Raw genomic sequence first — 22905 nt, 5'->3', positions numbered from 1 at the left:
AGGTAGCGGAATGAGCCTGTCCCGACGTGGTGTGCTGGCCGCGGGAGGCGCCGTGGGAGCGCTCGCGGCGACGGCGGCCGGCACCGGTGGAGCCGCCGCTGCCGCACGGGGATCCGGGCGCGGCCGGGTCCGTACCGGATTCGACCGGCTGGCGGCCGACGGCTACCGGCTGCTGCGGGGCCAGAAGGTCGGCGTCGTCACCAACCCGACCGGCATCACCGTCGACGTCCGGCACATCGTCGACGTGATGCACCCCGACGACCGGGTGAACCTGACCGCCGTCTTCGGCCCCGAGCACGGCTTCCGGGGCACCGCGCAGGCCGGCGGCTCGGAGGGGCGGTACGACGACCCGGCCACCGGGCTGCCGGTCTTCGACACGTACCTCAAGAGCGGGCAGCCGCTCGCGGACATCTTCACCGCGTCGGGCGTGGACACGGTGCTCTTCGACATCCAGGACGCGGGCGCGCGCTTCTACACGTACATCTGGACGCTGTACGACTGCATGGAGGCGGCCGCGCTCGCGGGCAAGCGCCTGGTGGTGCTGGACCGGCCGAACCCGGTGACCGGGCGGGCGGCGTCGGGGCCTGTGCTGGATCCGGCGTTCGCCACGTTCGTCGGCCGCCGGGAGATCGCCCAGGCGCACGGGATGACGGTGGCGGAGCTGGCGCTGTTCTTCAACACGGAGTTCCTGCACGCGAACCCGGCGCGGCTTGAGGTGGTGACGATGTCGGGGTGGCGGCGCTCGGACTTCTTCGACGACACCGGGCTGCCGTGGGTGCCGCCGAGCCCGAACATGCCGACGCCGGAGACGGCCCTCGTCTACTCCGGCACCTGTCTCTTCGAGGGCACGAACCTCTCCGAGGGCCGGGGCACCACACGCCCCTTCGAGCTGCTGGGCGCGGAGGGCATCGACCACCGCTGGGCGGCCGCCGTGAACGCGCTGCGGCTGCCGGGGGTCGCCTTCCGGGAGGCGTACTTCGCGCCGACGTTCTCCAAGTTCCAGGGGAAGACGGTGGGCGGGGTGCAGGTGCACGTCCAGGACCGCGAGGTCTTCGACCCGGTCCGGACCGGGATCGCCCTGCTGGTGACGGCGAAGCGGACGTGGAGCGGGTTCGCCTGGCGGCCGGACAACTGGATCGACAAGCTCACCGGGAACACCCGGGTCCGCACGATGATCGACGCGGGCGCGGACACCGACGCGGTCGTACAGGCCTGGCAGCGGGACCTGTCGGCGTTCCGGGCGAAGCGGCGGAGGTATCTGCGGTACGGGGGGTAGCGCGGGCGGGGCCGGGGCTCCCCCGTAGCGCGGGCGGGGCCGGGGCGATCGCACGAACGCGCCCCGGCCTGCCCCTCTCAGCCCGTGAGGTCCATGTCGCCGAGGTAATCGCCGTCGTCGGTCAGGCCCCGCTTGCGGTAGCCGAGCTTGAGGTAGAACTCCTCCGGGCCGCCCTCGCCGGGATGCCAGGTCACGGTCGAGACCGTCCCGCCCCTGCGGCGGATCTCCTCGTTCACCGCGCCCACGGCGAACCGCCCGTACCCCCGGCCCTGCTCCCCGGCGGCTATGGCCAGCCGCCAGAGGCCGGAGCGCTTCGGGGCGTCCGGAACACCGGCGTCATAGTCGAACGTGGCGTCGAAGAAGGCCATCACGAAGCCCACGATGCGGTCACCGTCACAGATCAGCCGGGGCCAGGCGACATCGGGATGCACATAGGCCTCGGCCAAGGACTGCGCGACCGGCGAGACGAACTTTCGCTGCGCGGGAGCGACTTCCAGCCGACAGGCGTCGAGCACCGTGTCGGCCGTGACCTTTTCCAGGTGGGGGGAGACTGCTGTCATACGGGGAACCCAACCGCACCCGCCTGGGCTTCTGCCACCCATTTCCCGGTCAGGGGATGGCGGGGCGAACGGTCTCCGGGTGCCGGAGCGCCGACAGGCCCTCGCACGGCCGCGCGCCCTCGCACCACCCGTCCGCGCGCCGTTCCGCTTCCGTCCGCCGTCCCCGTCCGACATGGGCAGTCTCAGCCAATGGACGGTTTCCATCTTTCGATGGAGCCGAAACGGGCAGGCGTACGTCCACTCCTTGACGCCGATGGACGAACGACGGAGGTGGCAGACATGGCCGGATTCCGGAGTCTAGCGAGACAGGTCCGCGATCCACTGGGTGATCTGGCACTGCGGCGGTACTCGCTGCGCAAGTGCCTGGAGAGGTTCGCCCCCTACGGTCACCGGGCAACCTGGGACCATCTGTGCGCCCGGCACGGGATCGATCCCGAGGACCGGGCACCCGATCCGGCGCGCCTGCTGGGCGCCCTGGAGGAGCTGGAGGAGGCGCGGGCGATCTGGCTCGCCTACGAGGCGGGGTTCGCCGAGCGGCGGCGGCGCGAGAAGCACGAGGGCCTGCGGCGGCCCGGTGCCTTCGACGACTGGCACCGCCGGACCTGGGGCGGCCACGGGGTGGCGCGCTGCGCGGATCCGGAGGTGCACCCGAGCGAGCCGCTCGCCGAGGTGCTGCGCCGGCTGATCACGGCGCTCGGCTCCGGGCCCGGCTCCACCTGCCCGGTCTGTGCGGACACCGGGATCGAGTGGCGCCAGGAGCGGCAGCGCGGGCACGAACCGTGGTCCGGTCCGGTGTGCACGGCGTGCGGGATCGCGGTGCCGCAGCCGGTGCTGACGGACCGCACGCTGGCCAGGGCCCGGCTGGTACGGCACCGGAGGCTCGCCGCGGCGGCAGCGGCGTAGGGCTCCGAGCCCCTGTGGACGCGCCCAGGCCCGTTGTCAGTGGCGGATGTCACCATCGGGGACATGATCCAGGTCTGCCTGAACGGCCGGCGTGGTGCGGATGCCTCGGCGGCCGTACCCCTGTCCCCCGAAGCGCTGGCCCGGTCGGCGGCCGAGGCCGTCGCCGCCGGTGCCACCGACATCCATGTGCATCCGCGGACCCCCTGCGGGCAGGACACGCTCTCGCCCCGGGTGGTGGCCGCGACGCTGACGGCGATACGGGCGGCGGTGCGCGTCCCGGTCGGGGTGACGACGGGCGCCTGGGCCGAGCCGGATCCGCGGCGCCGGGTCGAGCGCGTACGGGAGTGGTCGGTGCTGCCCGACCACGCCTCGGTCAACTGGCACGAGCCGGGCGCCGAGGAGCTGGCCGCCGCACTGCTGGAGCGCGGCGTGGGCGTGGAGGCCGGGCTCTGGTCGGGCACGGAGGGGCACCGCCTCTTCCGCCGGTCCCCCCTGGCGTCCCGGGTCCTGCGGGTGCTGGCCGAGGTCACCGACACCGACCCGGCCACGGCGACCGGCTCGGCCCGGCTGCTCCTCGCCGAGGTGGGCACCGCGCACGGCCGCCCGGTGCTGCTCCACGGGGAGGACGGCGGCGCGTGGCCGGTGGCGGCGCTGGCCTTCCGGCTCGGCCTGGCGACACGGATCGGCGCGGAGGACGTGACGGTGCTGCCGGACGGCCGCCCCGCGCGGTCGAACGCGGAACTGGTCACCGCGGCGGTGCGGTTACGGCGGACGAGCACGGCCTGATCCAGGCCGGAGGGCTCCGGGTCAGCCGTGCTCCTGCTCCTCCGCCGGGTCCTGCCTGCGCTCGGGCATCAGGCGCGAGCCGGTGATCCGCTCGCCGGAGATGTCGTCGGGGTTGGACAGCACACAGGTCTCCAGCGACAGGCAGCCGCAGCCGATGCAGTCGGTGAGATGGTCGCGCAGCCGGTGCAACTGCGTGATCCGCTCGTCGAGTTCCCGGCGCCAGGCCTCCGAGAGGCGGGCCCAGTCCTCCCGGTTCGGTGTGCGCTCCTCGGGCAGTGCGGCGAGGGCGTCCCGGATCGTGGCCAGCGGGATACCGACCCGCTGCGCCGCCCGTACGAAAGCGACGCGGCGCAGGGCGTCACGCGAGTAGCGGCGCTGGTTGCCGCTGGTGCGGCGGCTGCTGATCAGGCCCTTGGACTCGTAGAAGTGCAGAGCGGAGACCGCGGCGCCGCTGCGCGCCGAGAGCTGGCCGACCGAGAGTTCGTGGAGTGTCTGTGGGATCTGTGGCACTCCTCAGACCCTACTGCTCCCCCGGCGGACGCCACCCCGGAATCGTTGACAGGAAGCCACCGCGCAACGATGCTGAGCAAGCGCTTAGACATCGCGCCGGACGGCGCGGCGAGCCGGAAGGCAGGGACCCGGAACATGGCAGAGCCGAAGATCTTCACGTCCGCACAGGAGCTGCGCGACGGAGTGGGCGAGCAGCTCGGGCACAGTGACTGGCTGGAGGTCGACCAGAAGCGGATCGACCTGTTCGCCGACGCGACCGGCGACCACCAGTGGATCCATGTGGATCCGGAGCGTGCGGCGGCCGGGCCGTTCGGCACGACCATCGCGCACGGCTATCTGACGCTCTCGCTGCTGCCCGCGCTGGTGCCGCAGGTGATGCGGGTCGAGGGCATGAAGATGGGCATCAACTACGGGACCAACAAGGTCCGTTTCCCCTCCACCGTCCCGGTCGGCTCACGGCTGCGGGCCACCGCCGTGCTCACGAGCGTCGAGGAGGCCGGGGGCGGTGTGCAGATCACCGCGCTCGTCACGGTCGAGCGCGAGGGCAGCGAGAAGCCCGCGTGCGTGGCCGAGTCGGTGTCGCGCTACTACTTCTGACCCGCGCCGCCACTTCTGACCTGCGCCGCTGCTTCTGCTCCGCGCCGCTGCTTCTGCTCCGCGCCGCGGAAGGCCCGGGAGGGCTCACACGCTCAGCGCCTCCCGGACCGTCCGCTCCGCACCCGTTCCGCCCTCCCCCGACGACGTGACCCGGCCCGCCTCCAGGACGTAGTAGCGCTCGGCCGGCCGCATGGCGAAGCCGACGTGCTGCTCGACGAGGAGGACACAGAGGCCGCCTCGCGCGGCCAGGGAGAGGACCGTGGTCTCGATCTCGGCGACGACGGAGGGCTGGATGCCCTCGGTCGGTTCGTCGAGGAGAAGGATCCGGGGGCGGGTGACGAGGGCGCGGGCGATGGCGAGTTGCTGGCGCTGGCCGCCGGAGAGGAGTCCGGCCCGGCGGTGGGAGAGTTCGCGCAGGACCGGGAAGAGGTCGAGGGCCTCGGCGATGGCGTCGCGGCCGCCGCCGCGTGGGGAGCCGTCGGCGACGAGCCGGAGGTTCTCGGCGGTGGTCAGATGAGGGAAGGACTGCTGGCCCTGGGGGACGTACGCCATGCCACGGGCCACGCGCTGATGGGGCGCCAGGCGGGTGATGTCCTCGCCGTCGAGGAGAACCGTCCCGTGCAATGGCCTGATGAGGCCCATGGCGGTGCGCAGGAGGGTGCTCTTCCCCGCGCCGTTGTGGCCGAGGACGGCGGCGACGCCGTCGTGCGGCACCGCCACGGTCACCTCGTGCAGGACGGTGGTGCGGTCGTAGCCCGCGCGGACGTCGTTGATCTCCAGCACGGCGGTCACACCTCTTCGCGGACGGGGGCGGGGACAGGGGCGGGGACGGGAACGGCCGCCGACGGTTCCGGCTCGGAGGCACGGCCGAGGTAGACCTCCTGGACCTTGGCGTCGGCCTGGACCTGGGCGACCGTCCCCTCGCTGAGGACCTTGCCCGCGTGCAGGACACTGACGCTGCGGGCGAACGAGCGCATGAAGTCCATGTCGTGCTCGATGACGACGACGGTGCGGTCCTCGCTGACCCGCTGGAGCAGCGCGCCGGCTGCCTCACGTTCGTCGTGGCTCATCCCGGCGACGGGCTCGTCGAGCAGCAGCAGCTTCACGTCCTGGACGAGCAGCATGCCGATCTCCAGGCTCTGCTTCTGGCCATGGGCCAGCACCCCGGCCGGGCGGTGGCGGAGCCCGGTCAGCCCGGTGGTCTCCAGCGCCTTCCCCACGGAGTCGGGGACGTTCCGGCGCCGCCGGAGCAGGGTCAGCGCGCCGCGGCCGGCCCCGGCGGCGATGTCGAGGTTCTGCTCGACGGTCAGCTGCTCGAAGACGGTCGCCGTCTGGAACGTGCGGCCGATGCCCCGGCGGGCGATGCGGTGCACGGGCTCGCCGATGATCTCCTCGCCGCCGAAGCGGATCGATCCGCTCGCCCGCACCAGGCCGGTGACGGCGTCGACCAGGGTCGTCTTGCCGGCGCCGTTCGGCCCGATCAGGAAACGCAGGTCGCCCGGCCCGATGTCCAGGTCGACGCCGTCGACGGCGGTGACGCCCCCGTCGAACGTCACCCGCAGGTCGCGGACGGTCAGTCCCTCGCCGCTCATGTGGTCACTCCCTTCGTTGCACCGACTCGGTCGGAGGAGGTCCGCCGCCTGCGCAGCACCGTCCGCAGCGAGGCCAGCCCGCCGGGCAGGAAGCCGACCGCGACGACGAACAGCAGCCCTTGGAGGTACGTCCACCCGGCCGGCCACGCGTCCGAGAGCGTGCTCTGCGCCCAGGCCACCGCAATCGCCCCGAGCACCGCGCCCACCAGCGACGCCCGCCCGCCGACCGCCGCGCCGATGACGAAGCCGATGGAGGGCACGATCCCGATGAGCGCCGGGGAGATGATCCCCACCGCCGGGACGAACAGCGCACCGGCCAGGCCCGCCATGCCGGCCGCGACCACGTACGCCACCAGCTTGACGTTGGCCGGGTTGTACCCGAGGAAGCGCACCCGCTCCTCGGAGTCCCGTACGGCGATGAGGAGTTCGCCGTACCGGCTGACGAACAGCTGCCGGGCGGCGGCCATCAGGAGCAGCAGGGCGACCGCGATGATGACGTAGACCATCCGCTGGTTGACCGGGTCGTTGAGGTCGTAGCCGAAGAAGCCCTGGAAGTCGGTCAGGCCGTTGGTGCCGCCCGTGGTGGCCTGCTGGCCGACCAGCCAGATCGCGAGCGCGGCCGCCAGCGCCTGGCTGAGGATCGCGAAGTACGCGCCCTTCACCCGGCGGCGGAAGACGAGCGCGCCGAGCAGAGCGGCGACGGCCATCGGCAGCACGACCGTCATGGCGAGCGCGAAGGCCGGGTTGGCGAAGGGCTGCCACCACCAGGGCAGCCCGCCCTCGGTCCCGTACAGCAGCATGAAGTCCGGCAGGGTCTCCCCGGTCGCCGCCGCGTCGGCGAGCTTGAGGTGCATCGCCATGGCGTAACCGCCGAGGCCGAAGAAGACCCCCTGCCCGAGCACCAGCAGCCCGCCCCGGCCCCAGGCGAGACTGACGCCGACCGCGACGATCCCGTAGCAGAGGTATTTGGCGAGCAGGCCGAGCCGGAAGTCCGACAGGACCAGCGGGGCGACGCCCACCAGCAGCACCGCGCCGAGCAGAAAGGCGGCGGGGGTACGGAAGCGGCCCGGAAAGCGGCTGAGGAAGGGGGTCTTCGGCGGCCCGGCCGGAGGTTCGGTGGCCGGGGCGGCCGTCGTCGGAGGGGTGCTCGTCGTCGTCATACCAGGCTCCTGGTGCGCACGGTGTACAGGCCCTGCGGCCGCCACTGGAGGAAGGCCACGATCCCCACGAGGACCACCACCTTCGCCACGCTGACGGTCGTGGAGTATTCGAGGACCGACTGGAGCAGGCCGAGGACGAACGCGGTGATGACCGCGCCCCTGAGCCGTCCGATGCCGCCGACGACCACGACCAGGAAGGCGTCCACAATGTAGTTGGTCCCGGTCGTCGGCCCGATCGGGCCGATCAGGGTCAGCGCGACGCCCGCCATTCCCGCGAGACCCGAGCCGATGAAGAACGTCGTCCGGTCCACCCGGCCCGTCGCGATGCCGGACACCTCGGCGAGGTCCCGGTTCTGCACGACCGCCCGGATCCGGCGGCCCAGCGGTGTGGTCCGCAGGATCGCCGCCAGGCCGGCCACGCACAACAGCGCGAACCCGAGGATGAACAGCCGGCTGTTCGCCAGGTTGACCCCCGCGACCGAGACGCTCCCGGTCAGCAGGCCCGGCGCGGTCGTCTGCACGTTCGGCGCGCCGAAGATGTCCCGCGCCAACTGCTGGAGCATCAGCGAGACGCCCCAGGTCACCAGCAGGGTGTCCAGCGGACGCGTGTACAGCCGCCGGATCAGCAGCCACTCCAGGAGCGCGCCCATCGACCCGGCGACGAGAAAGGCGACCGGCAGGGCGAGGAGGAGCGAGATCCCGGCATCGCCGATCGGCTTCTGGAGCACGTACGTCGTGTAGGCGCCGGCCATGATGAACTCACCGTGCGCCATGTTGATGACGCCCATCTGCCCGAAGGTGAGGGTCAGGCCGAGGGCGATGAGGAGGAGGACGGCGCCGATGCTGACGCCGGTGAAGGACTGGTTGAGGATGACCGTCACAGGTCCGCCGCCCAGTCGTAGCCCTTCAGGTACGGGTCGGGCTTGATGGGCCCGCCCGAGTTCCAGACCTCCTCGATGAGCCCGTTCGCGGTGACCTTGCCGATGCGGGCGGTCTTGTGGACGTGCTGCGTGGCGCCGTCGACCGTCACCTTGCCCTCCGGCGCGTCGAACGTGATCCCGTCCGAGGCCGCCTTCACCTTCTCGACGTCGAAGGACCCCGCCTTCTCGACCATCGCCTTCCACAGGTGGACGGAGATGTACGCGGCCTCCATCGGGTCACTGGTCGGCTTGTCCTTGCCGTACGCCGCCTGGTACGCGGCGACGAACTTCTCGTTGGCCGCGCCGGGCGTGGTCTGGTAGTAGTTCCAGGCCGTCAACTGCCCTTCCAGATACTGCGTTCCGATGCTCTTGACTTCCTCCTCCGCGATGGAGACGGAGAGCACCGGCAGCTTCTTGGCGGTCAGCCCCGCGGACTTGTACTCCTTGAAGAAGGCCACGTTGCTGTCGCCGTTCAGGGTGTTGAAGACCGCGTCGGCCCCCGCGCTCCTGACCTTGTTGACGATGGTCGCGAACTCCGTGGAGCCCAGCGGCGCGTAGTCCTCGCCGAGCACCTCCATGCCGTTCGCCTTCGCGTACGTCTTGATGATCTTGTTGGCGGTGCGCGGGAAGACGTAGTCGCTGCCGACGAGGTAGAGCTTGGTGAGGCCCTGCTTCTTGAGGTAGTCGAGCGCGGGCACGATCTGCTGATTGGTGGTGGCGCCGGAGTAGAAGATGTACGGGGACTGCTCCAGCCCCTCGTACTGCACGGGGTAGAAGAGCAGCGACTTGTTCCGCTCGAAGACCGGCTTTACCGCCTTGCGGCTGGCCGAGGTCCAGCAGCCGAAGGTCGCGACGACCTTGGAGTCCGTGATGAGCGCCTGCGCCTTCTCGGCGAAGGTCGGCCAGTCGGACGCCCCGTCCTGACTGACCGGCTTGAGCTGCTTGCCGAGGACGCCGCCGGCGGCGTTGACCTCCTTGACCGCGAGGAGCAGCGCGTTGTGGACGGTCACCTCGCTGATCGCCATCGTGCCGGAGAGCGAGTTCAGCAGGCCGACCCTGACGGTGTCGCCCGAGGTGTCGGCCTTCGCGCCGGCCGCCTTCGACGTGTCGCTGCCGGTCTTGGCGCCGCAGGCGCTGAGAGCCGCGCCGGCGCCGAGAGCGGAGATGCCGGCCAGAAGACCGCGCCTGGTGATGAGCCCGGACATGGCAATACCTCCTTGCCCCGAAGGGCGGGTGCGAGCGGATTCCTCCGAGCGGGGGAGCGAGGGAGCGAGCGGAGGAAGGGAGGGGAAAGGGGAGGGCCCAGCCGTTCCGGGGTGGCCTCCGGGCTGGTCTCTGAAGTGGTCCACAGCCTGCGGCGGAACTGTTTCGGGTGCGTTGCCGCGTAGTTGAAGAACAGTTTCCGGCGGAAGTAATCGTGTTTCGGACTGATGCGAGTTGACGTCAATCGGCCTATGGGGGAACGAATTCGCGATGCGGGTATTCATTACTTCCACCGGAAAGGATCAGAATCGGCATACGGTCTGCCGGGAGCCCGGTGATCGGTTGTAGGCTCCGACGCACCCCCGCCACGGGGGCCGTGGAGACGTGAGCCCCGAGGAGTGCGATGGCGAGGCAGCCCCAGGACCTGCTCCACCTGCTGACCCGGGCCGAGCGCCTCGCGGCGCGTCGTATCCAGTCGGTGCTCGACGCGTACGACTGCTCCGTCGACGCGTGGCGGGTCCTCGACCTGCTCTCGGGCGACGAGGGCCGGAGCATGACGGCCCTCGCCCAGGACGCCGCCCTGCCCGCGCCGACCCTCACCAAGATCATCGACCAACTCGTCGACCAGAACCTGGTGTTCCGCCGCGTCGACCCCGCCGACCGCCGCCGGGTCCTGGTCCAGCTCACCCCCCGGGGACTACGGCGGCGGCGTCAGCTCTCCCGTGCGGTACGGGCGGAGTGGGGGCCGACGCCCCCGGGGCTCACGGAGGACGAGGAGCATCAGCTGATGCCGCTGCTCAGCCGACTGTCGGGCGCGCTGGCCGACGGGGGCGACAACGAGCGGGCTACAACAACCGCTGCGGGGAGTCCAGTTGGGCGAGCACGGTGAAGTCGAGTCCGTCCGCCTCCGCCAGATAGATGCGCTGGCGCACATGCCGCCCGTCCAGGCCGAGCAGGCCGCGCGGGCCCTCGTACCGGACGTGCTCGGCGGCCGCGCCGATGGCGGACACGTCCAGGGTCCGGGCCCGCTCGATGAGGGCCGCCAGCAGCAACACACCTTCGTAGCAGGACTCGCCGAGGCTGCCGGGGACCGGTGCGTCCGCGCCGAAGCGGGCGGCGTAGCGGCCGTGAAAGTCCATGCTGTGCCCGTCGGCGAGCGAGGCGAAGAACCCGGCCGTGCTGTACAGGTCGGCGGTCGCCTCGGGGCCGCTGCCCAGCAGCATGCTCTCGTCCATCAACGTGCTCAGCCGCAGACAGCGGGCGTCCAGCCCGGCCGCCGCGAACGCCCGGTTGAACCGCACCGCGTCGCTGCCCACGAGCAGCATCAGCACGGCGTCCGCTTCCGCGCGCTCGATCCGGCGCAGGACACCGGCGAAGTCGTCCGTCCCCAGCGGCAGATACGCCTCCCCGCACACCCGCCCCCGGGACTCCCGCGCGTACCGGCGGGCCGCCCGGGCGGTGCAGCGCGGCCAGATGTAGTCGTTCCCGACGACGAACCAGCGGCGCACGTCCCGGATCCGCGCGAGCATCCGCATCGCCGGGAGCAGCTGCCCCGCCGGTGTCTCGCTGGTCATGAAGACGCCCTCGGTCCGCTCACCGCCCTCGTACAGCGCTGTGTAGACGTACGGCACGCGGTGCGCCACCCGTGGTGCCACCGCCTGCCGTACCGAGCTGATGTGCCAGCCGGTGACCCCCTGCACGGCCCCCGCCGCCACCAGCGCCTCGACCTCGGCGGCGACCCTCGACGGCTCCGCCCCGCCGTCCACCTCCAGGAGCCGCAGCTCCCGACCCAGCACCCCGCCCGCCGCGTTGACCTCCTCCACGGCCAGCCGGGCGCACGCCTCGCACCCCGGCCCGAAGATCCCCGCCGGCCCCTGCATCGGATACACCAGCGCCACGTTCAGCGCCGACGCGTCCACGGTGAACCACTCGGGGGGACGAAAGTGCGGCCGCGGGGGCGGGGGCGGTGACATGCGCCCATGATTGCCCCACCGCTCGCCCGGGCCAAGGCATCCCTCAGAGCTGGGGCGGGGCTCCGACCATCCGCAGGACGAGGTCCGCGTAGAGCGCGCCGACCTCGTCGGGCGTGCGGCTGCCCTGGGCGTTGAACCAGCGGGCCACGTCGATGCAGAGGGAGAGCACGGCGAGGGTGGTGCCGGGGATGTCGGGGACGTCGAACTCGCCCGCCGCCACCCCCTCGCTGATGATCCGGCGCACCACCGCGTCGCTCCTGCGGCGCAGCTCGACGATCTCGGTGCGGTGCTCGGGGCCGAGGGCGTCGAGCTCGTACTGGACGACGCGTGCGGTGGTGTGGCGCTCGGCGTGCCAGCGGACGAAGGACCGTACGGCCCCGGCGAGCCGGTCGGCGGCGGTGCCGTCCCGGTCGGCCTCGGCCTGGAGGACGTACAGCGCCCGGTCGTGGCCGATCTTGCTGATCCGGTGGAGCAGCTCTTCCTTCGTCTTGTAGTGGATGTAGAGCGCGGCCGGGCTCATCCCGGCCCGGCCGGCGATGTCGCGGGTGGTGGTCGCGTGGTACCCGCGCTCGGCGAAGGCGTCGACCGCGGCGACGAGGAGCCGCCTGGCCGCCTCGGGCGTGACCTCGCCCCAGGGAGCGTCGTCGCCGCTCGTCTCCTCCGCCGTACTCATCGCCCAGGGCCCCTCTCCGTCAACAGGACGAACACCATACCCCGAACCTGAGCAAGCGCTTAGGGGCTGTCCGGCAGGCGGTACGGGATCAGAGCTTCTGGAACGGGTCGTGCTCGGCGAGGATCTTCTCCAGCCGGGCCTGGTCGACCCGGCTGTGGATCTGCCCGGCCTCCTGGCGGTCCCTGATCACCTTGGCGAGCGTGAAGCAGGACGTGACCAGGTAGAGCACGCCGATGGCGAGGAAGCCACGCACCCAGGCGTCGGCGTCGAGGAAGAAGATACCGAAGGCGACCGCGCCGATGGCCACCATGAAGGAGGCCACGGCCTGGACGTAGAAGGCTGCGGTGCTCTGCTGCTTGACCGATGTCGTGTCACTCATGGGCCCAGCATCCGCCCGATGTGGTGCGGGCCACATCCGCGCCCGTACTCAGCCATGTACTCAGACACGCGTACGAGCCGAGGTGGCAGCCGTCGTGGTCAGAAGGCGGAGACGCCCGTCAACGCGCGGCCGATGATGAGCTTCTGGATCTGGCTGGTGCCCTCGTAGAGCGTCATCACGCGGGCGTCGCGGAGCAGCTTGCCGACCGGGTACTCGTCGATGTAGCCGTAGCCGCCGAAGACCTGGATGGCGTTGTTGGCGCAGCGGACGGCGGCCTCGGAGGCGTACAGCTTGGCCTGGGAGGCGGCGGTGGCGAACTCCTGGCCCCGGTCGACGAGGTCGGCCACCCGCCAGGTGAGCAGCCGGGCCGCCTCGACGTCCACGGAGATGTCGCTGAGCAGCTCCTGGACGAGCTGGTGTCCGGCGATGCCCTTTCCGAACTGCTCGCGCTCACCGGCGTACCGCACGGAGGCGTCCAGGGCGGCCTGGGCGATGCCGACGCAGCCCGCCGCGACGGACATCCTGCCCTTGGCGAGGGCCGACATGGCGACGGTGAAGCCCTTGCCCTCGGGGCCGAGGAGGGTGGTGGCGGGGACCCGGACGTCCTCCAGGACCAGTTCGGCGGTGGCCTGGCCGCGGAGGCCGAGCTTGCCGTGGATGGTGCGGCGGGTGAGGCCGGGGGTGTCGGCGGGGACGAGGAAGGCGGAGACGCCGCGGTGGCCGGGGGCGTCGTTCGTGCGGGCGAAGAGCAGGACGACGTCGGCCCAGGTGCCGTTGGTGATGAACATCTTGGTGCCGTTGATGACGTAGTCACCGCCGTCGCGTACGGCCCGGGTGGCGAGGTTGCCGGCGTCCGAGCCGGTGCCGGGCTCGGTGAGGCCGAAGCAGCCGATCGCCTCGCCGGAGGTGAGCCGGGGCAGCCACTGGCGCTTCTGCTCCTCGCTCCCCCAGGACGCGACGGTCTTGGCGACCAGGCCGAGCGAGACGGAGACGATCCCGCGCACGGAGGAGTCGCCGCGGCCGAGCTCCTCGGTGACCAGGCAGTACGTGAGGTGGTCGCCGCCGGAGCCGCCGTACTCCTCGGGGACGGTGAGGCCGAGGAAGCCGAGCGCGCCGAGCTTCTTCACGATCGACCTGTCGACATTCTCGGCCCGGTCCCACGCGACGACGTGCGGCGTGACCTCACGGGCCACGAACTCCTCGGCCAGCCGCCGGACGGCTTCCTGCTCCTGGCTGAGCTCCAGGTTCATCGCGCGCCACCCACCTTCTCGCACACCGCTTTCCCGTGCGCCGATTAATTAGCACTGCTAGTTTCTGGTTCGCAGCGCCTACTATGAGCCGCATGGCCCGACCGCGCAAGCCCCTCCTCAGCAGAGACCGCATCGTGGAAGCGGCGAGCGCCCTCGTGGACGCCGAGGGGCTCGACGCCGTCTCCACGCGCCGGCTGGCGGCCGTCCTCGGGGTCAGCGGGCCCTCGCTCTACAACCACTTCCGCAACAAGGACGAGATCCTCGACGCGGTCGCCGACGCCGTCTCCGTACAGGTCGATCTGTCGATGTTCGAGGCGTCGGACGCCCGCGACTGGCGGGAGGCCCTGCACGACTGGGCGCTCTCCTACCGGGCCGCCCTCGCCGCGCACCCGCACATCGTGCCGGTCCTCGCCCGGGGGCCGGGGCGGCGGCCGGCGGGGCTGCGGGTCGCCGACGCGGTGTTCGGGGCGATGGTGGGGGCGGGGTGGCCGCCCGCGCAGGCGACTCGGATCGGGGCGCTGATGCGGTACTTCATCACCGGGTCGGCGCTGGGGTCCTTCGCCGGGGGGTTCGTGGACGACGAGAGCGCGTACGACCCGGCCGACTACCCGCATCTGGGCCAGGCGCATCTCCTGGCGGAGCGGGGGCGGGAGGTGGACGAGGGGGCCTTCGAGGTGGGGCTGCGGGCGCTGCTGGACGGGCTGGCGCTCCAGTACGAGGAGTACGCGCGGCCCACGGAAACGGTTCGGCGGGCGCCGAAGCATCCTTAGCCCGTCCGGCGTTTGAGGACGGAACCCTTGCCTGGGATGGGCGGCGCCTGTGCTTTCCGGACACGGAGGGGTTGCCCGGTGCCACCGCGACGGTTCCGTCCTCAAACGCCGGACGGGCTGGGTGGGTGCACGGTTCCGTCCTCAAGCGCTGGACGGGCTGGGGGCGCACGGGCGCGATGGAAGTGCGCGGACGGGGTGGAGGGGGCCTCCCGTCGATTGACGGCTGGTGACAATTCGGTGGGGGACGAAGCGATTCGGGCCTACGGTCGTGGCCATGACGACGACCCCGGCCGGCCCGGCCACCCCAACCCCCGCCCGATCCTGGCGTGCCACCGCCGCCGCCTGCACCACCGTGGTCCTGTGGGCCTCCGCCTTCGTCTCCATCCGCAGTGCGGGCGAGGCCTACTCCCCCGGTGCTCTCGCCCTCGGGCGGCTGCTGGCGGGCGTGCTGGTGCTCGGGGCGATCCTCCTCGTACGGCGGGAAGGGCTTCCGGGGCGCGGGGCCTGGCGCGGGATCATCACGTCCGGGGTGCTCTGGTTCGGGCTCTACATGGTGGCGCTCAACTGGGGCGAGCAGGAGGTCGACGCCGGGACCGCCGCGATGCTCGTGAACATCGGGCCGATCCTGATGGCCCTGATGGGCGCCCGGATGCTCGGCGAGGGGCTGCCGCGCCGGCTGTTGCTGGGGATGGGGATCTCGTTCTCGGGCGCCGTCGTCGTCGGCCTCGCCATGTCCGGGCACGGCAGCTCGTCCGTGCTGGGCGTGGCGCTCTGCCTGCTGGCCGCCGTGGTGTACGCGCTGGGCGTGGTGAGCCAGAAGCCGGCGCTCGCGTACGGTTCCTCGCTCCAGATCAACACCTTCGGCTGCCTGATCGGCGCCGTCGCCTGCCTGCCGTTCACCGGGGTGCTGATCTCCGAGGCGGCCGACGCGCCGATGTCCGCCACGCTGAACATGATCTACCTGGGCGTCTTTCCGACCGCGCTGGCCTTCACCACCTGGGGCTACGCGCTGGCCCGGACCACCGCGGGCCGGATGGGCGCCACCACGTACGCGGTCCCCGCGATCGTGGTGCTCATGGCGTGGGTGCTGCTGGACGAGGTGCCGACCCCCCTCGGCGTTCTCGGCGGGCTGCTCTGCCTGGCCGGGGTGGCGGTCTCCCGGAGCCGTCAGCGGCCCGCTCCGGCGGCTCCGGCCCTGCCGGTGGTGGAGCACCGTCCCGACGCGGAGCGGCGGAGCGCGCGGCGACCGTGACGTCGCCCGGCCGGTGACCGGTGGCCCGGTGACCTCCAGGTCGCCGGGCCACCTGGGCCAGCGTCTAGAACACCACCAGCGCCCGGCCGCCCTTGCCCGCGATCATGTTGTCGAAGGCGGCCGGGATGCCGTCCAGCGCGATGCGTTCGGTGACCATCATCGACAGGTCGAAGCGGCCCGCGCGGATGTGGTCGGCCAGGGCGGGCAGATCGCGGGCCGGGTCGCTGTTGCCGTAGACGCAGCCCGTGAGGGACCGGCCCCAGTGGAAGATCTCCAGGGCGTTGAAGGTGACCTCCTGGTCCTTGCCGCCGATCCCGACGACCGTCGTACGGCCGCCGCGCCGGGTGGACTCCCAGGCGGCCCGGATGGTCGCGGGCCGGCCGACGCACTCCACGGCGACGTCCGTGCCCTGGCCGCCGGTGAGTTTGCGGATCTCGCGCGGGGTGGTGGCGGAGGCGATGACGTAGTCGGTGGCCCCGGCCTGTCGGGCCAGCTCCTCCTTGGCCGGGGAGACGTCGACCGCGATGATCCGGGAGGCGCCCGCGATCCGGGCCGCCTGGAGCACGGCGAGGCCGACGCCGCCGACCCCGAAGACGACCACGCTCTCGCCCTCGCGGACCTTGGCGCTGTGGTGGATCGCCCCGTACCCGGTGAGGACCGCGCAGCCGAGGAGGGCGGCGTCGGTGAGCGGGATGCCGTCGGGGGCGGGGAGGACGCAGTTCGCGGCGACGACGGTCTCCTCCGCGAAGGCCGCCACGTTGAGGCCGGGGTGCAGGTCGGTGCCGTCGGCCGTACGGGCGTGGAGGTTGGCGGTCCCCTTCAGGGCGTCGGCGCAGAGCCAGACCTCGCCGATCCCGCAGTGGAAGCAAGCACCGCAGGAGGGCGCCCAGTTGAGGACCACGCCGTCACCGGGGGCGACATGGGTGACGCCCTCGCCGACCGCCAGGACCGTGCCGGCGCCCTCGTGGCCGAGGACGGCGGGCACCGGCACCCGCATGGTGCCGTTGGACAGGGACAGGTCGGAGTGGCAGACCCCCGCCGCGGCGAGCGCGATGCGCACCTGGCCGGGGCCGGGCTCGGGCAGGACGATGTCGGTGATCTCCAGCGGAGCTCCGACGGCGGGCAGTACGGCGGCGCGGACCACGAACAGACTCCTCAGAAGGAAAGGAAGGGGTTACGGGGGGTCAGAACTGGAGCGACTTCGTCTGGAGGTACTCCGCCAGACCGTGCGGACCCAGCTCGCGGCCGACCCCGGACTGCTTGTAACCGCCGAAGGGGGCCAGGGGGTTGAACCGGCCGCCGTTGATGTCCACCTGTCCGGTGTCCATCCGGCGGGCGAAGGCCACCGCTTCCTCGTCGTCGGCCGCCCACACGGCTCCCGCGAGCCCGTACACGGTGCCGTTGGCGATACGGAGGGCGTCGTCCACGTCCTCGTAGCGGAGGATCGAGACCACCGGGCCGAAGATCTCCTCCTGGGCGATGGTCATGTCCGGGGTGACGTCGGCGAAGACGGTGGGGCTGATGTAGTAGCCGGTCGGCAGGGGCGCGGCGGGGCCTCCGGCGATCAGCCGGGCGCCCTCGTCCATCCCCTTCTGGATGTAACCGCTCACCCGGGCCTGCTGCTTGGCGTTGACCAGCGGGCCGACGCGCTCGCCGGGCGCGTACTTGAGCACGGCCCGCGCCGCGAGCTCCACGGCCTCGTCGTACCGCTCGGAGTCGACCAGCATCCGGGTCCAGGCGCTGCACGTCTGGCCGGAGTTGGTCATCACGTTGGCGATGCCGACGTTGACCGCCTTGGCGAGGTCGGCGCCGGGCAGGATCACGTTGGCGGACTTGCCGCCGAGTTCGAGGGCGACGCGCTTGATCGCGGCTCCGGCGGTGGCGCCGATCTGCTTGCCGACGGCGGTCGATCCGGTGAACGAGACCAGGTCGACGCCCTCGTGCTCGGCGAGGGCCTGGCCGGCGACCGGGCCGAGGCCGGTGACGAGGTTGAAGACCCCGGCGGGCAGCCCGGCGGCCTCGGTGGCCTCGGCGAAGAGCTGGGCGGTGAGCGGGGTGTCCTCGGCCGGCTTGAGGACGACCGTGCAGCCGGCGGCGAGGGCGGGGGCGACCTTGGCGACGATCTGGTGGAGCGGGTAGTTCCAGGGGGTGATCGCGCCGACGACCCCGACCGGCTCCAGCAGGACGGTGGAGTTGCCGATCCGCTCCTCGAAGGCGTAGGAGGCGGCCAGTTCGGCGTACGAGGCGGCGACCATGACCGGCACGGCGGCGTGGACCATCTGCGAGAGCGGCAGCGGCGCGCCCAACTCGGCGGTGATCGTCTCGGCCAGCTCGTCCTTGCGGGCGGCCAGCGCGTCGCTCAGCGCGGAGAGCCGGGCGGCGCGCTCGGCGGGCGGGGTGGCGGCCCAGCCGGGGAACGCGGCGCGCGCGGCCTTCACCGCCGCGTCGACGTCCTCGGCCGTGCCCGCCGGCACGTGGCCGATGAGCTGCTCGTCGGCCGGGTTCACGACCGCGATCGTGTCCTGGCCGACGGCGGGCCGCCACGCGCCGCCGATGTACATCTGGTCGTGGGCCTTCATGGCTGTTTCCTCCCGGACGGGCTGTGCCGGCGCTCTGGCGGGTGCGAGGCGCCCTCGCACCCCGCCCCAAACTAGCGCCGTTAGTTTTCCGGCGCCAGGGAGCTTCCGGAGACGCCGGTCACGCCGGGAGGCGTGCGCCGGGGCCGAAGGGGAAAGGCTCGGCCGTCCAGCCCGGGAGAGCCCAGGACCCGCGTCCGTCCAGCCCGGGAGAGCCCAGGACCCTCAGCCGTCCAGCCCGGGCACGTCCTGCGGCAGCGGGCAGATGCGGCGGCCGTAGTGGTCGAAGACGTACAGGTGCGCCAGGTCCACCAGCAGCGGCACCTGGCCGCCGGTCCGCAGCCGCATGTCGGGGCCGGTGCGCACCACCAGGTCGCCGGAGATGACGGAGGGCCGGTCCGGGGTGCGGACCGCCGTGGGGTCCGGGGCGGGGTCGTCGAGGGTGACGACCGGGCCGCTGATCCGCGCACCGGCCCGCCCCTTCAGCCGGTCCAGGACGCCGAGCGCGCCTTGTGTGCTGCCTCCGGTGCGGCCCGCGGCAGCTCGGCGGCGGCGGGGCATGGGCCGGGGCTGGGCCGATTCGAGGTCCGGGACGACGGCGGGCCGCGAACCGGTGTTGAGGTGCACCAGCGCCTCGTGCCCCTGGTACTCGACGTGCTCCACGATCCCGCTGAGCGCCACCTCACCGGGGCGGGCATGGCTGGGCGGAGCGATCCGGACCGCCTCCGAACGCAGCCCGACGATGATCCGGCGGCCCTGCTGGATACGGAGCAACTGGTGGTCGGGGCTGAGGGGTTCGGGCAGGGCGAGCCGCTGGCGGCCGAGGTCGATCGACATCCGCCCCTCCAGCGGGGCGTGGACGACGGCCTGGAGGAGGTTGATCCGCGGGGTGCCGATGAACGCGGCCACGAAGACGTTCTCCGGCAGCGCGTAGACCTCCCGGGGCGGGCTGACCTGTTGCAGGACGCCGCCGCGCATCACCGCCACCCGGTCCCCGAGGGACATCGCCTCGGCCTGATCATGCGTCACATAGACAGTCGTGACGCCGAGTTCTTTCGTCAGCAGGGCGATCTCGGCGCGCAGATGGCTGCGGAGCTTGGCGTCCAGGTTGGAGAGCGGCTCGTCCATCAGGAAGACGGAGGGCCTGCGGGAGATGGCCCGGCCCATCGCCACCCGCTGGCGCTCACCGCCGGAGAGCTGAGCGGGGTAGCGGTCGAGTACGTGCTCGATGCCGAGCATCCGGGCCGTGGCCTCGATCCGTGCGCTGTTGTCCTCGCGCGGGTTCTCCAGCTTCAGCGGGAAGCCGATGTTGGCGCGGTTCGTCATGCTCGGGTACAGCGCGAAGTTCTGGAACACCATCGCCATGCCGCGTTCCCGCGGCGGGATGTGGTTGGCGAACTCGCCGTCGAGCAGCAGCTCACCCTCGCTGATCTCCTCCAGGCCCGCGATCATGCGCAGCACGGTCGACTTGCCGCAGCCGGAGGGGCCGAGCAGAACGACGAACTCGCCGGGTTCGATGGAGAGCGTGAACCGGTCGACGGCCCGCCGGTCCCGGCCGTAGCTCTTGCTGACGTGGTGCAGGGAGATGGCGCGCGTCATGAGGTGTCCCCGGGATCAAGGTGTACGAGGTGTACGTCGCGGTGGGGAGCGGCTGTGGAGGGAAGTTAGCCCACCGGGCGGGGTGAGGGAATGACTCGCGCGAAGGTTGGGACGTGGGAGACGTGGGGGATGTGTGGGGCGTACGGGGTTGGGTGGGGCCGGTACCTCAGGAGCGGTTCCGGTCGGCCAGGGGCATGCTGTCATCCTGCTCCCGGTCGCGTACGGGCGTGGGCTCCGGCGGTACGGAGGAGGCCCGGGGCGCCCGTCCGCCGCGCAGGCCCAGCCCCGCCGCCGCCAGCAGCAGGGCCCCGAGCAGGGCGAACGGGGCCGCCGCCCCCGCCGTACCCGCGATCAGGCCCGCGGCGGCGGGGGCGGCGGCCTGGCCCAGCCGGTTGCCGGTGAGGCGCAGGGCCAGTGCGGTGGACCGGGCCTCGGCGGGGGCGGCCTGGACCACCGTGGTCATCGACAGCGGCTGGCCGGCGCCGAGGCAGAACCCGAGGGCGGCCAGCATGACGGCGAGCACCGGGACGGGGACCGGGAGGACCATCCCCGCGCAGAGCAGGCCGGCCAGCAGGCAGCTGGTGGTCAGCAAGGCCGTCCGGCCGAGGAGCCGCAGCATCGGGGTCATCACCAGACGGCAGGCGATGGTGGCGGCGGCCCGCAGGCTGAGCAGCAGCCCGACCGTGGCGGGGGCGATCCCCCGGTGCTCGCCGACCACCGGCAGATAGGCGGTGAGGATGTCGGTGGAGGACAGGACCGCCATGCTGATGAAGATCCCGGCCGGGACGCCCCGAGCGCCGAGGATCCTGGTGACCGGGACCTTGGCGGACTGCTTCACGGCACGGGAGCCCGGCGTACGCCGGTGCTCGATGCGCCACAGCGAGGTGAGCGCGACCGCGCAGACCCCTGCCGAGACGAGGAGCGCGAGGGCGCTCGTACGCCCCAGAGCACCGCTCTCACCGGAGATCAGCGCTCCCGCCGCGATCGGGCCGCCCAGCTGGCCGAGCGAGGCGCCGATGGTGAAGTGGCCGAAGTTGCGGTCCTGTTCGGCCGGGGCGGACTGCCGCGCCACGATCGACTGCGCGCCGATCACGAAGCAGAGGTGGCCGAGGCCCATCACCCCGCTCCAGGCGGCCATCGCGGGCAGCGAGGAGACGACCCCGCTGAGCGCGCAGCCGCCGGAGATCAGCACCACGCCGAGCGGCAGCAGGGGCGCGCACCGGCCGTGGTCGGTGCGGCGGCCGAGCGGGACGGCCGCGAACAGCGGCAGCAGCGCGTAGACCCCGGCGATGACGCCGACGGCGGTCTCGTCCGCGCCCAGCGCGAGGGCCCGGTAGGAGACGGCGGGCCGCGCCATCGACACCGCCCCCTGCGCGAAGGCGAAGGCGATGACGAGGCGCAGCAGCCAGCCCCTGCCGGGCCCGGCCCCGGGCCCTCGCGCGCGTGACATCAGATCGTGCCGAACAGGATGCCCGCCCCGAGCACCACCAGCGAGGTCAGCACCGCCCACTTGACGGTGAACCGGGTGTGGTCGCCGAACTCCACCTTCGCCATGCCCACGAGCACGTACACGGCGGGCACCAGCGGCGAGGACATGTGCAGCGCCTGGCCGGCCAGGGAGGCGCGGGCGATCTCCAGCGGGGAGACGCCGTGGGCCGCGCCGGCTTCGGCGAGGACGGGGACGACGCCGAAGTAGAAGCCGTCGTTCGACATGAAGTAGGTGAGCGGCAGGCTGAGCAGCCCGGTGACGATGGCCATGTGCGGGCCCATCGCGTCGGGGACGGCCCCGACCACCCAGTCGGCCATGTTCTCGACCATACCGGTGCCGGTGAGGACGCCGGTGAAGACGGCGGCGGCGAAGACCATGCCGGAGACGTTGAGGACGTTGTCGGCGTGGGCGGCGATCCGGGCCCGCTGGTCAGGCATGTGGGGGAAGTTGACCGTGAGCGCGAGGGCGGCGCCGAGGAGGAAGAGGACCGGGATCGGCATCAGTTCCATGATCATCGCGGTCAGCAGGGCGATGGTCAGACCGGCGTTGAACCAGTAGAGCTTGGGCCGCAGGGTGGAGCGGTTGGGGTCGAGGCCCTTGAACTCCTCCTCGTCCTCGCCGTCCTCGTCATCGTCACCGTCCCGCGTGAGGTCCGCCGAGCCCGTGCCGCCGGGGCCCTTGCGCAGCCGGTCCTCGCCCGGACCGCCCGCCCCTGCCAGGACGGTCTCCTGCTCCGGCTCCCGTACCAGCGCCTCGTCCAGCGTGAGCGTGCCCAGGCGCTTGCGCTCGCGCAGACCCAGCACGTACGAGAGCAGGAAGACGGCGAGCAGGCCGACGGCCAGCGCCGGGATCATGGGGACGAAGATCTCGGAGGCGTCCAGCTTGAGCGCGGTCGCGGCGCGGGCGGTGGGGCCGCCCCAGGGCAGGGTGTTCATGACGCCGTTCGCCGTGGCCGCCACACCGGTCATGACGACGAGGCTCATCTTGAGGCGTTTGTAGAGCGGATACATCGCCGAGACGGTGATCATGAAGGTGGTGGAGCCGTCGCCGTCGAGCGAGACGATCGCGGCGAGCACCGCCGTACCGACGACGATCCGCATCGGGTCCGCCTTGCAGAACCGCAGGATGCCCCGGACGATCGGGTCGAAGAGGCCGACATCGATCATCACGCCGAAGTAGACGATGGCGAACATCAGCATGGCGGCGGTCGGCGCCAGGTTGCCGACGCCTTCGATGACGTAGTCGCCGAGCTTCGCTCCCTGCCCGACGGCGACACAGAACAGTGCGGGGATCAGTACCAGCGCCGCGATCGGCGACATCTTCTTCGTCATGATCAGGACCAGGAAGGTCGCGATCATGGCGAAGCCGAGGATTGTCAGCATGGGGGATACCTAACGTTCATCCTTGAACTCCCACCGGTCTCGGCGGTCGGTCCGG

Annotated in this window: 23 protein-coding genes; 7 read left to right on the top strand and 16 right to left on the bottom strand. The window is 72.0% G+C overall.

Annotated features, from left to right (window positions below):
• Window positions 1-10: 10 nt before the first annotated feature.
• Window positions 11-1276: an exo-beta-N-acetylmuramidase NamZ family protein gene (locus R2B67_RS30175; RefSeq protein WP_317822431.1), complete on the top strand. Its 1266-nt coding sequence runs from the start codon at window positions 11-13 to the stop codon at window positions 1274-1276.
• A gap of 77 nt (window positions 1277-1353) precedes the next feature.
• Here R2B67_RS30175 and R2B67_RS30170 read toward each other — a convergent pair whose 3' ends face one another.
• On the bottom strand, window positions 1354-1836 hold the full coding sequence (locus R2B67_RS30170) for a GNAT family N-acetyltransferase (RefSeq protein ID WP_317822430.1): 483 nt from the start codon (window positions 1834-1836) through the stop codon (window positions 1354-1356).
• A gap of 279 nt (window positions 1837-2115) precedes the next feature.
• On the opposite strand from R2B67_RS30170, the gene R2B67_RS30165 reads away from it, so the two are divergent.
• The gene (locus R2B67_RS30165; protein ID WP_317822429.1) at window positions 2116-2739 is read left to right on the top strand and encodes a hypothetical protein; all 624 of its coding nucleotides are present in this window, start codon (window positions 2116-2118) and stop codon (window positions 2737-2739) included.
• Window positions 2740-2802: 63 nt separating this feature from the next.
• Window positions 2803-3525, top strand: coding sequence for a 3-keto-5-aminohexanoate cleavage protein (locus R2B67_RS30160; protein ID WP_317822427.1), 723 nt, complete (start codon window positions 2803-2805; stop codon window positions 3523-3525).
• 21 nt (window positions 3526-3546) lie between these two features.
• On the opposite strand, the gene soxR is transcribed toward R2B67_RS30160, so the two are convergent.
• Window positions 3547-4035, bottom strand: a complete 489-nt coding sequence (gene soxR / locus R2B67_RS30155) for a redox-sensitive transcriptional activator SoxR (protein WP_018515413.1) — start codon at window positions 4033-4035, stop codon at window positions 3547-3549.
• Between the two features lie 135 nt (window positions 4036-4170).
• Here soxR and R2B67_RS30150 point away from each other — a divergent pair, with 135 nt between their 5' ends.
• Entirely contained in the window at window positions 4171-4632 is a 462-nt protein-coding gene (locus R2B67_RS30150; RefSeq protein ID WP_026242090.1) for a MaoC family dehydratase, read from the top strand.
• 84 nt (window positions 4633-4716) lie between these two features.
• On the opposite strand, the gene urtE is transcribed toward R2B67_RS30150, so the two are convergent.
• From urtE to urtA, 5 genes are read right to left on the bottom strand one after another with little or no spacing between them, the layout of a single operon-like run.
• On the bottom strand, window positions 4717-5415 hold the full coding sequence (urtE, locus tag R2B67_RS30145; RefSeq protein ID WP_317822426.1) for an urea ABC transporter ATP-binding subunit UrtE: 699 nt from the start codon (window positions 5413-5415) through the stop codon (window positions 4717-4719).
• A 5-nt stretch (window positions 5416-5420) separates the two neighbouring features.
• Complete coding sequence (gene urtD, locus R2B67_RS30140) at window positions 5421-6224, bottom strand: urea ABC transporter ATP-binding protein UrtD (RefSeq protein WP_317822424.1); 804 nt, start codon at window positions 6222-6224, stop codon at window positions 5421-5423.
• Window positions 6221-7384: an urea ABC transporter permease subunit UrtC gene (urtC, locus tag R2B67_RS30135; RefSeq protein ID WP_317822423.1), complete on the bottom strand. Its 1164-nt coding sequence runs from the start codon at window positions 7382-7384 to the stop codon at window positions 6221-6223. Before urtC ends, urtD begins: the two co-directional genes overlap by 4 nt.
• Window positions 7381-8265, bottom strand: coding sequence for an urea ABC transporter permease subunit UrtB (gene urtB / locus R2B67_RS30130; protein ID WP_018515418.1), 885 nt, complete (start codon window positions 8263-8265; stop codon window positions 7381-7383). The genes urtC and urtB overlap by 4 nt, the downstream gene beginning before the upstream one ends.
• Window positions 8262-9509 carry an urea ABC transporter substrate-binding protein gene (gene urtA, locus R2B67_RS30125; RefSeq protein WP_317822421.1) on the bottom strand — a complete coding sequence of 416 codons (1248 nt, stop codon included), beginning with the start codon at window positions 9507-9509 and terminating at the stop codon, window positions 8262-8264. Before urtA ends, urtB begins: the two co-directional genes overlap by 4 nt.
• Before the next feature lie 401 nt (window positions 9510-9910).
• Here urtA and R2B67_RS30120 point away from each other — a divergent pair, with 401 nt between their 5' ends.
• Window positions 9911-10396, top strand: a complete 486-nt coding sequence (locus tag R2B67_RS30120) for a MarR family winged helix-turn-helix transcriptional regulator (RefSeq protein ID WP_317822419.1) — start codon at window positions 9911-9913, stop codon at window positions 10394-10396.
• Here the strand turns inward: R2B67_RS30120 and R2B67_RS30115 are convergent.
• From R2B67_RS30115 to R2B67_RS30100, 4 genes are all read right to left on the bottom strand, one after another.
• Window positions 10353-11480, bottom strand: coding sequence for a substrate-binding domain-containing protein (locus R2B67_RS30115; RefSeq protein WP_317822418.1), 1128 nt, complete (start codon window positions 11478-11480; stop codon window positions 10353-10355). The genes R2B67_RS30120 and R2B67_RS30115 overlap by 44 nt on opposite strands.
• A gap of 43 nt (window positions 11481-11523) precedes the next feature.
• Window positions 11524-12153 carry a TetR/AcrR family transcriptional regulator gene (locus tag R2B67_RS30110; RefSeq protein ID WP_018515422.1) on the bottom strand — a complete coding sequence of 210 codons (630 nt, stop codon included), beginning with the start codon at window positions 12151-12153 and terminating at the stop codon, window positions 11524-11526.
• A gap of 88 nt (window positions 12154-12241) precedes the next feature.
• A complete protein-coding gene (locus tag R2B67_RS30105; RefSeq protein ID WP_010070249.1) occupies window positions 12242-12532 on the bottom strand; it encodes a YiaA/YiaB family inner membrane protein in 291 nt (96 codons plus the stop codon).
• 98 nt (window positions 12533-12630) lie between these two features.
• Entirely contained in the window at window positions 12631-13782 is a 1152-nt protein-coding gene (locus tag R2B67_RS30100) for an acyl-CoA dehydrogenase family protein (protein WP_317822413.1), read from the bottom strand.
• Window positions 13783-13874: 92 nt separating this feature from the next.
• On the opposite strand from R2B67_RS30100, the gene R2B67_RS30095 reads away from it, so the two are divergent.
• The gene (locus tag R2B67_RS30095) at window positions 13875-14552 is read left to right on the top strand and encodes a TetR/AcrR family transcriptional regulator (protein ID WP_317822412.1); all 678 of its coding nucleotides are present in this window, start codon (window positions 13875-13877) and stop codon (window positions 14550-14552) included.
• Between the two features lie 274 nt (window positions 14553-14826).
• Window positions 14827-15804, top strand: a complete 978-nt coding sequence (locus tag R2B67_RS30090; RefSeq protein WP_317822411.1) for a DMT family transporter — start codon at window positions 14827-14829, stop codon at window positions 15802-15804.
• Between the two features lie 64 nt (window positions 15805-15868).
• Here the strand turns inward: R2B67_RS30090 and R2B67_RS30085 are convergent, their stop codons facing one another.
• From R2B67_RS30085 to R2B67_RS30065, 5 genes are all read right to left on the bottom strand, one after another.
• On the bottom strand, window positions 15869-16948 hold the full coding sequence (locus R2B67_RS30085; protein WP_317822409.1) for a Zn-dependent alcohol dehydrogenase: 1080 nt from the start codon (window positions 16946-16948) through the stop codon (window positions 15869-15871).
• 40 nt (window positions 16949-16988) lie between these two features.
• A complete protein-coding gene (locus tag R2B67_RS30080) occupies window positions 16989-18383 on the bottom strand; it encodes an aldehyde dehydrogenase family protein (protein ID WP_317822407.1) in 1395 nt (464 codons plus the stop codon).
• A gap of 222 nt (window positions 18384-18605) precedes the next feature.
• Window positions 18606-19979: an ABC transporter ATP-binding protein gene (locus R2B67_RS30075; RefSeq protein WP_317822405.1), complete on the bottom strand. Its 1374-nt coding sequence runs from the start codon at window positions 19977-19979 to the stop codon at window positions 18606-18608.
• A gap of 166 nt (window positions 19980-20145) precedes the next feature.
• Window positions 20146-21429: an MFS transporter gene (locus R2B67_RS30070; protein WP_317822403.1), complete on the bottom strand. Its 1284-nt coding sequence runs from the start codon at window positions 21427-21429 to the stop codon at window positions 20146-20148.
• Entirely contained in the window at window positions 21429-22850 is a 1422-nt protein-coding gene (locus tag R2B67_RS30065) for a CitMHS family transporter (protein ID WP_317822401.1), read from the bottom strand. The genes R2B67_RS30070 and R2B67_RS30065 overlap by 1 nt, the downstream gene beginning before the upstream one ends.
• Between the last annotated feature and the right edge of the window lie 55 nt (window positions 22851-22905).

It is taken from the genome of Streptomyces cyaneofuscatus, from assembly GCF_033109485.1.
GTDB lineage: Bacteria > Actinomycetota > Actinomycetes > Streptomycetales > Streptomycetaceae > Streptomyces > Streptomyces cyaneofuscatus.
This window is presented reverse-complemented; position numbering and strand designations above follow the sequence as displayed.

Bases quoted from the DNA above. Each gene is read 5' to 3' on its own strand.
- R2B67_RS30175 (WP_317822431.1), top strand. From the start codon at position 11: ATGAGCCTGTCCCGACGTGGTGTGCTGGCCGCGGGAGGCGCCGTGGGA.
- R2B67_RS30170 (WP_317822430.1), bottom strand. From the start codon at position 1,836: ATGACAGCAGTCTCCCCCCACCTGGAAAAGGTCACGGCCGACACGGTG.
- R2B67_RS30165 (WP_317822429.1), top strand. From the start codon at position 2,116: ATGGCCGGATTCCGGAGTCTAGCGAGACAGGTCCGCGATCCACTGGGT.
- R2B67_RS30160 (WP_317822427.1), top strand. From the start codon at position 2,803: ATGATCCAGGTCTGCCTGAACGGCCGGCGTGGTGCGGATGCCTCGGCG.
- R2B67_RS30150 (WP_026242090.1), top strand. From the start codon at position 4,171: ATGGCAGAGCCGAAGATCTTCACGTCCGCACAGGAGCTGCGCGACGGA.
- urtD (WP_317822424.1), bottom strand. From the start codon at position 6,224: ATGAGCGGCGAGGGACTGACCGTCCGCGACCTGCGGGTGACGTTCGAC.
- urtC (WP_317822423.1), bottom strand. From the start codon at position 7,384: ATGACGACGACGAGCACCCCTCCGACGACGGCCGCCCCGGCCACCGAA.
- urtA (WP_317822421.1), bottom strand. From the start codon at position 9,509: ATGTCCGGGCTCATCACCAGGCGCGGTCTTCTGGCCGGCATCTCCGCT.
- R2B67_RS30120 (WP_317822419.1), top strand. From the start codon at position 9,911: ATGGCGAGGCAGCCCCAGGACCTGCTCCACCTGCTGACCCGGGCCGAG.
- R2B67_RS30115 (WP_317822418.1), bottom strand. From the start codon at position 11,480: ATGTCACCGCCCCCGCCCCCGCGGCCGCACTTTCGTCCCCCCGAGTGG.
- R2B67_RS30110 (WP_018515422.1), bottom strand. From the start codon at position 12,153: ATGAGTACGGCGGAGGAGACGAGCGGCGACGACGCTCCCTGGGGCGAG.
- R2B67_RS30105 (WP_010070249.1), bottom strand. From the start codon at position 12,532: ATGAGTGACACGACATCGGTCAAGCAGCAGAGCACCGCAGCCTTCTAC.
- R2B67_RS30100 (WP_317822413.1), bottom strand. From the start codon at position 13,782: ATGAACCTGGAGCTCAGCCAGGAGCAGGAAGCCGTCCGGCGGCTGGCC.
- R2B67_RS30095 (WP_317822412.1), top strand. From the start codon at position 13,875: ATGGCCCGACCGCGCAAGCCCCTCCTCAGCAGAGACCGCATCGTGGAA.
- R2B67_RS30090 (WP_317822411.1), top strand. From the start codon at position 14,827: ATGACGACGACCCCGGCCGGCCCGGCCACCCCAACCCCCGCCCGATCC.
- R2B67_RS30080 (WP_317822407.1), bottom strand. From the start codon at position 18,383: ATGAAGGCCCACGACCAGATGTACATCGGCGGCGCGTGGCGGCCCGCC.
- R2B67_RS30075 (WP_317822405.1), bottom strand. From the start codon at position 19,979: ATGACGCGCGCCATCTCCCTGCACCACGTCAGCAAGAGCTACGGCCGG.
- R2B67_RS30070 (WP_317822403.1), bottom strand. From the start codon at position 21,429: ATGTCACGCGCGCGAGGGCCCGGGGCCGGGCCCGGCAGGGGCTGGCTG.
- R2B67_RS30065 (WP_317822401.1), bottom strand. From the start codon at position 22,850: ATGCTGACAATCCTCGGCTTCGCCATGATCGCGACCTTCCTGGTCCTG.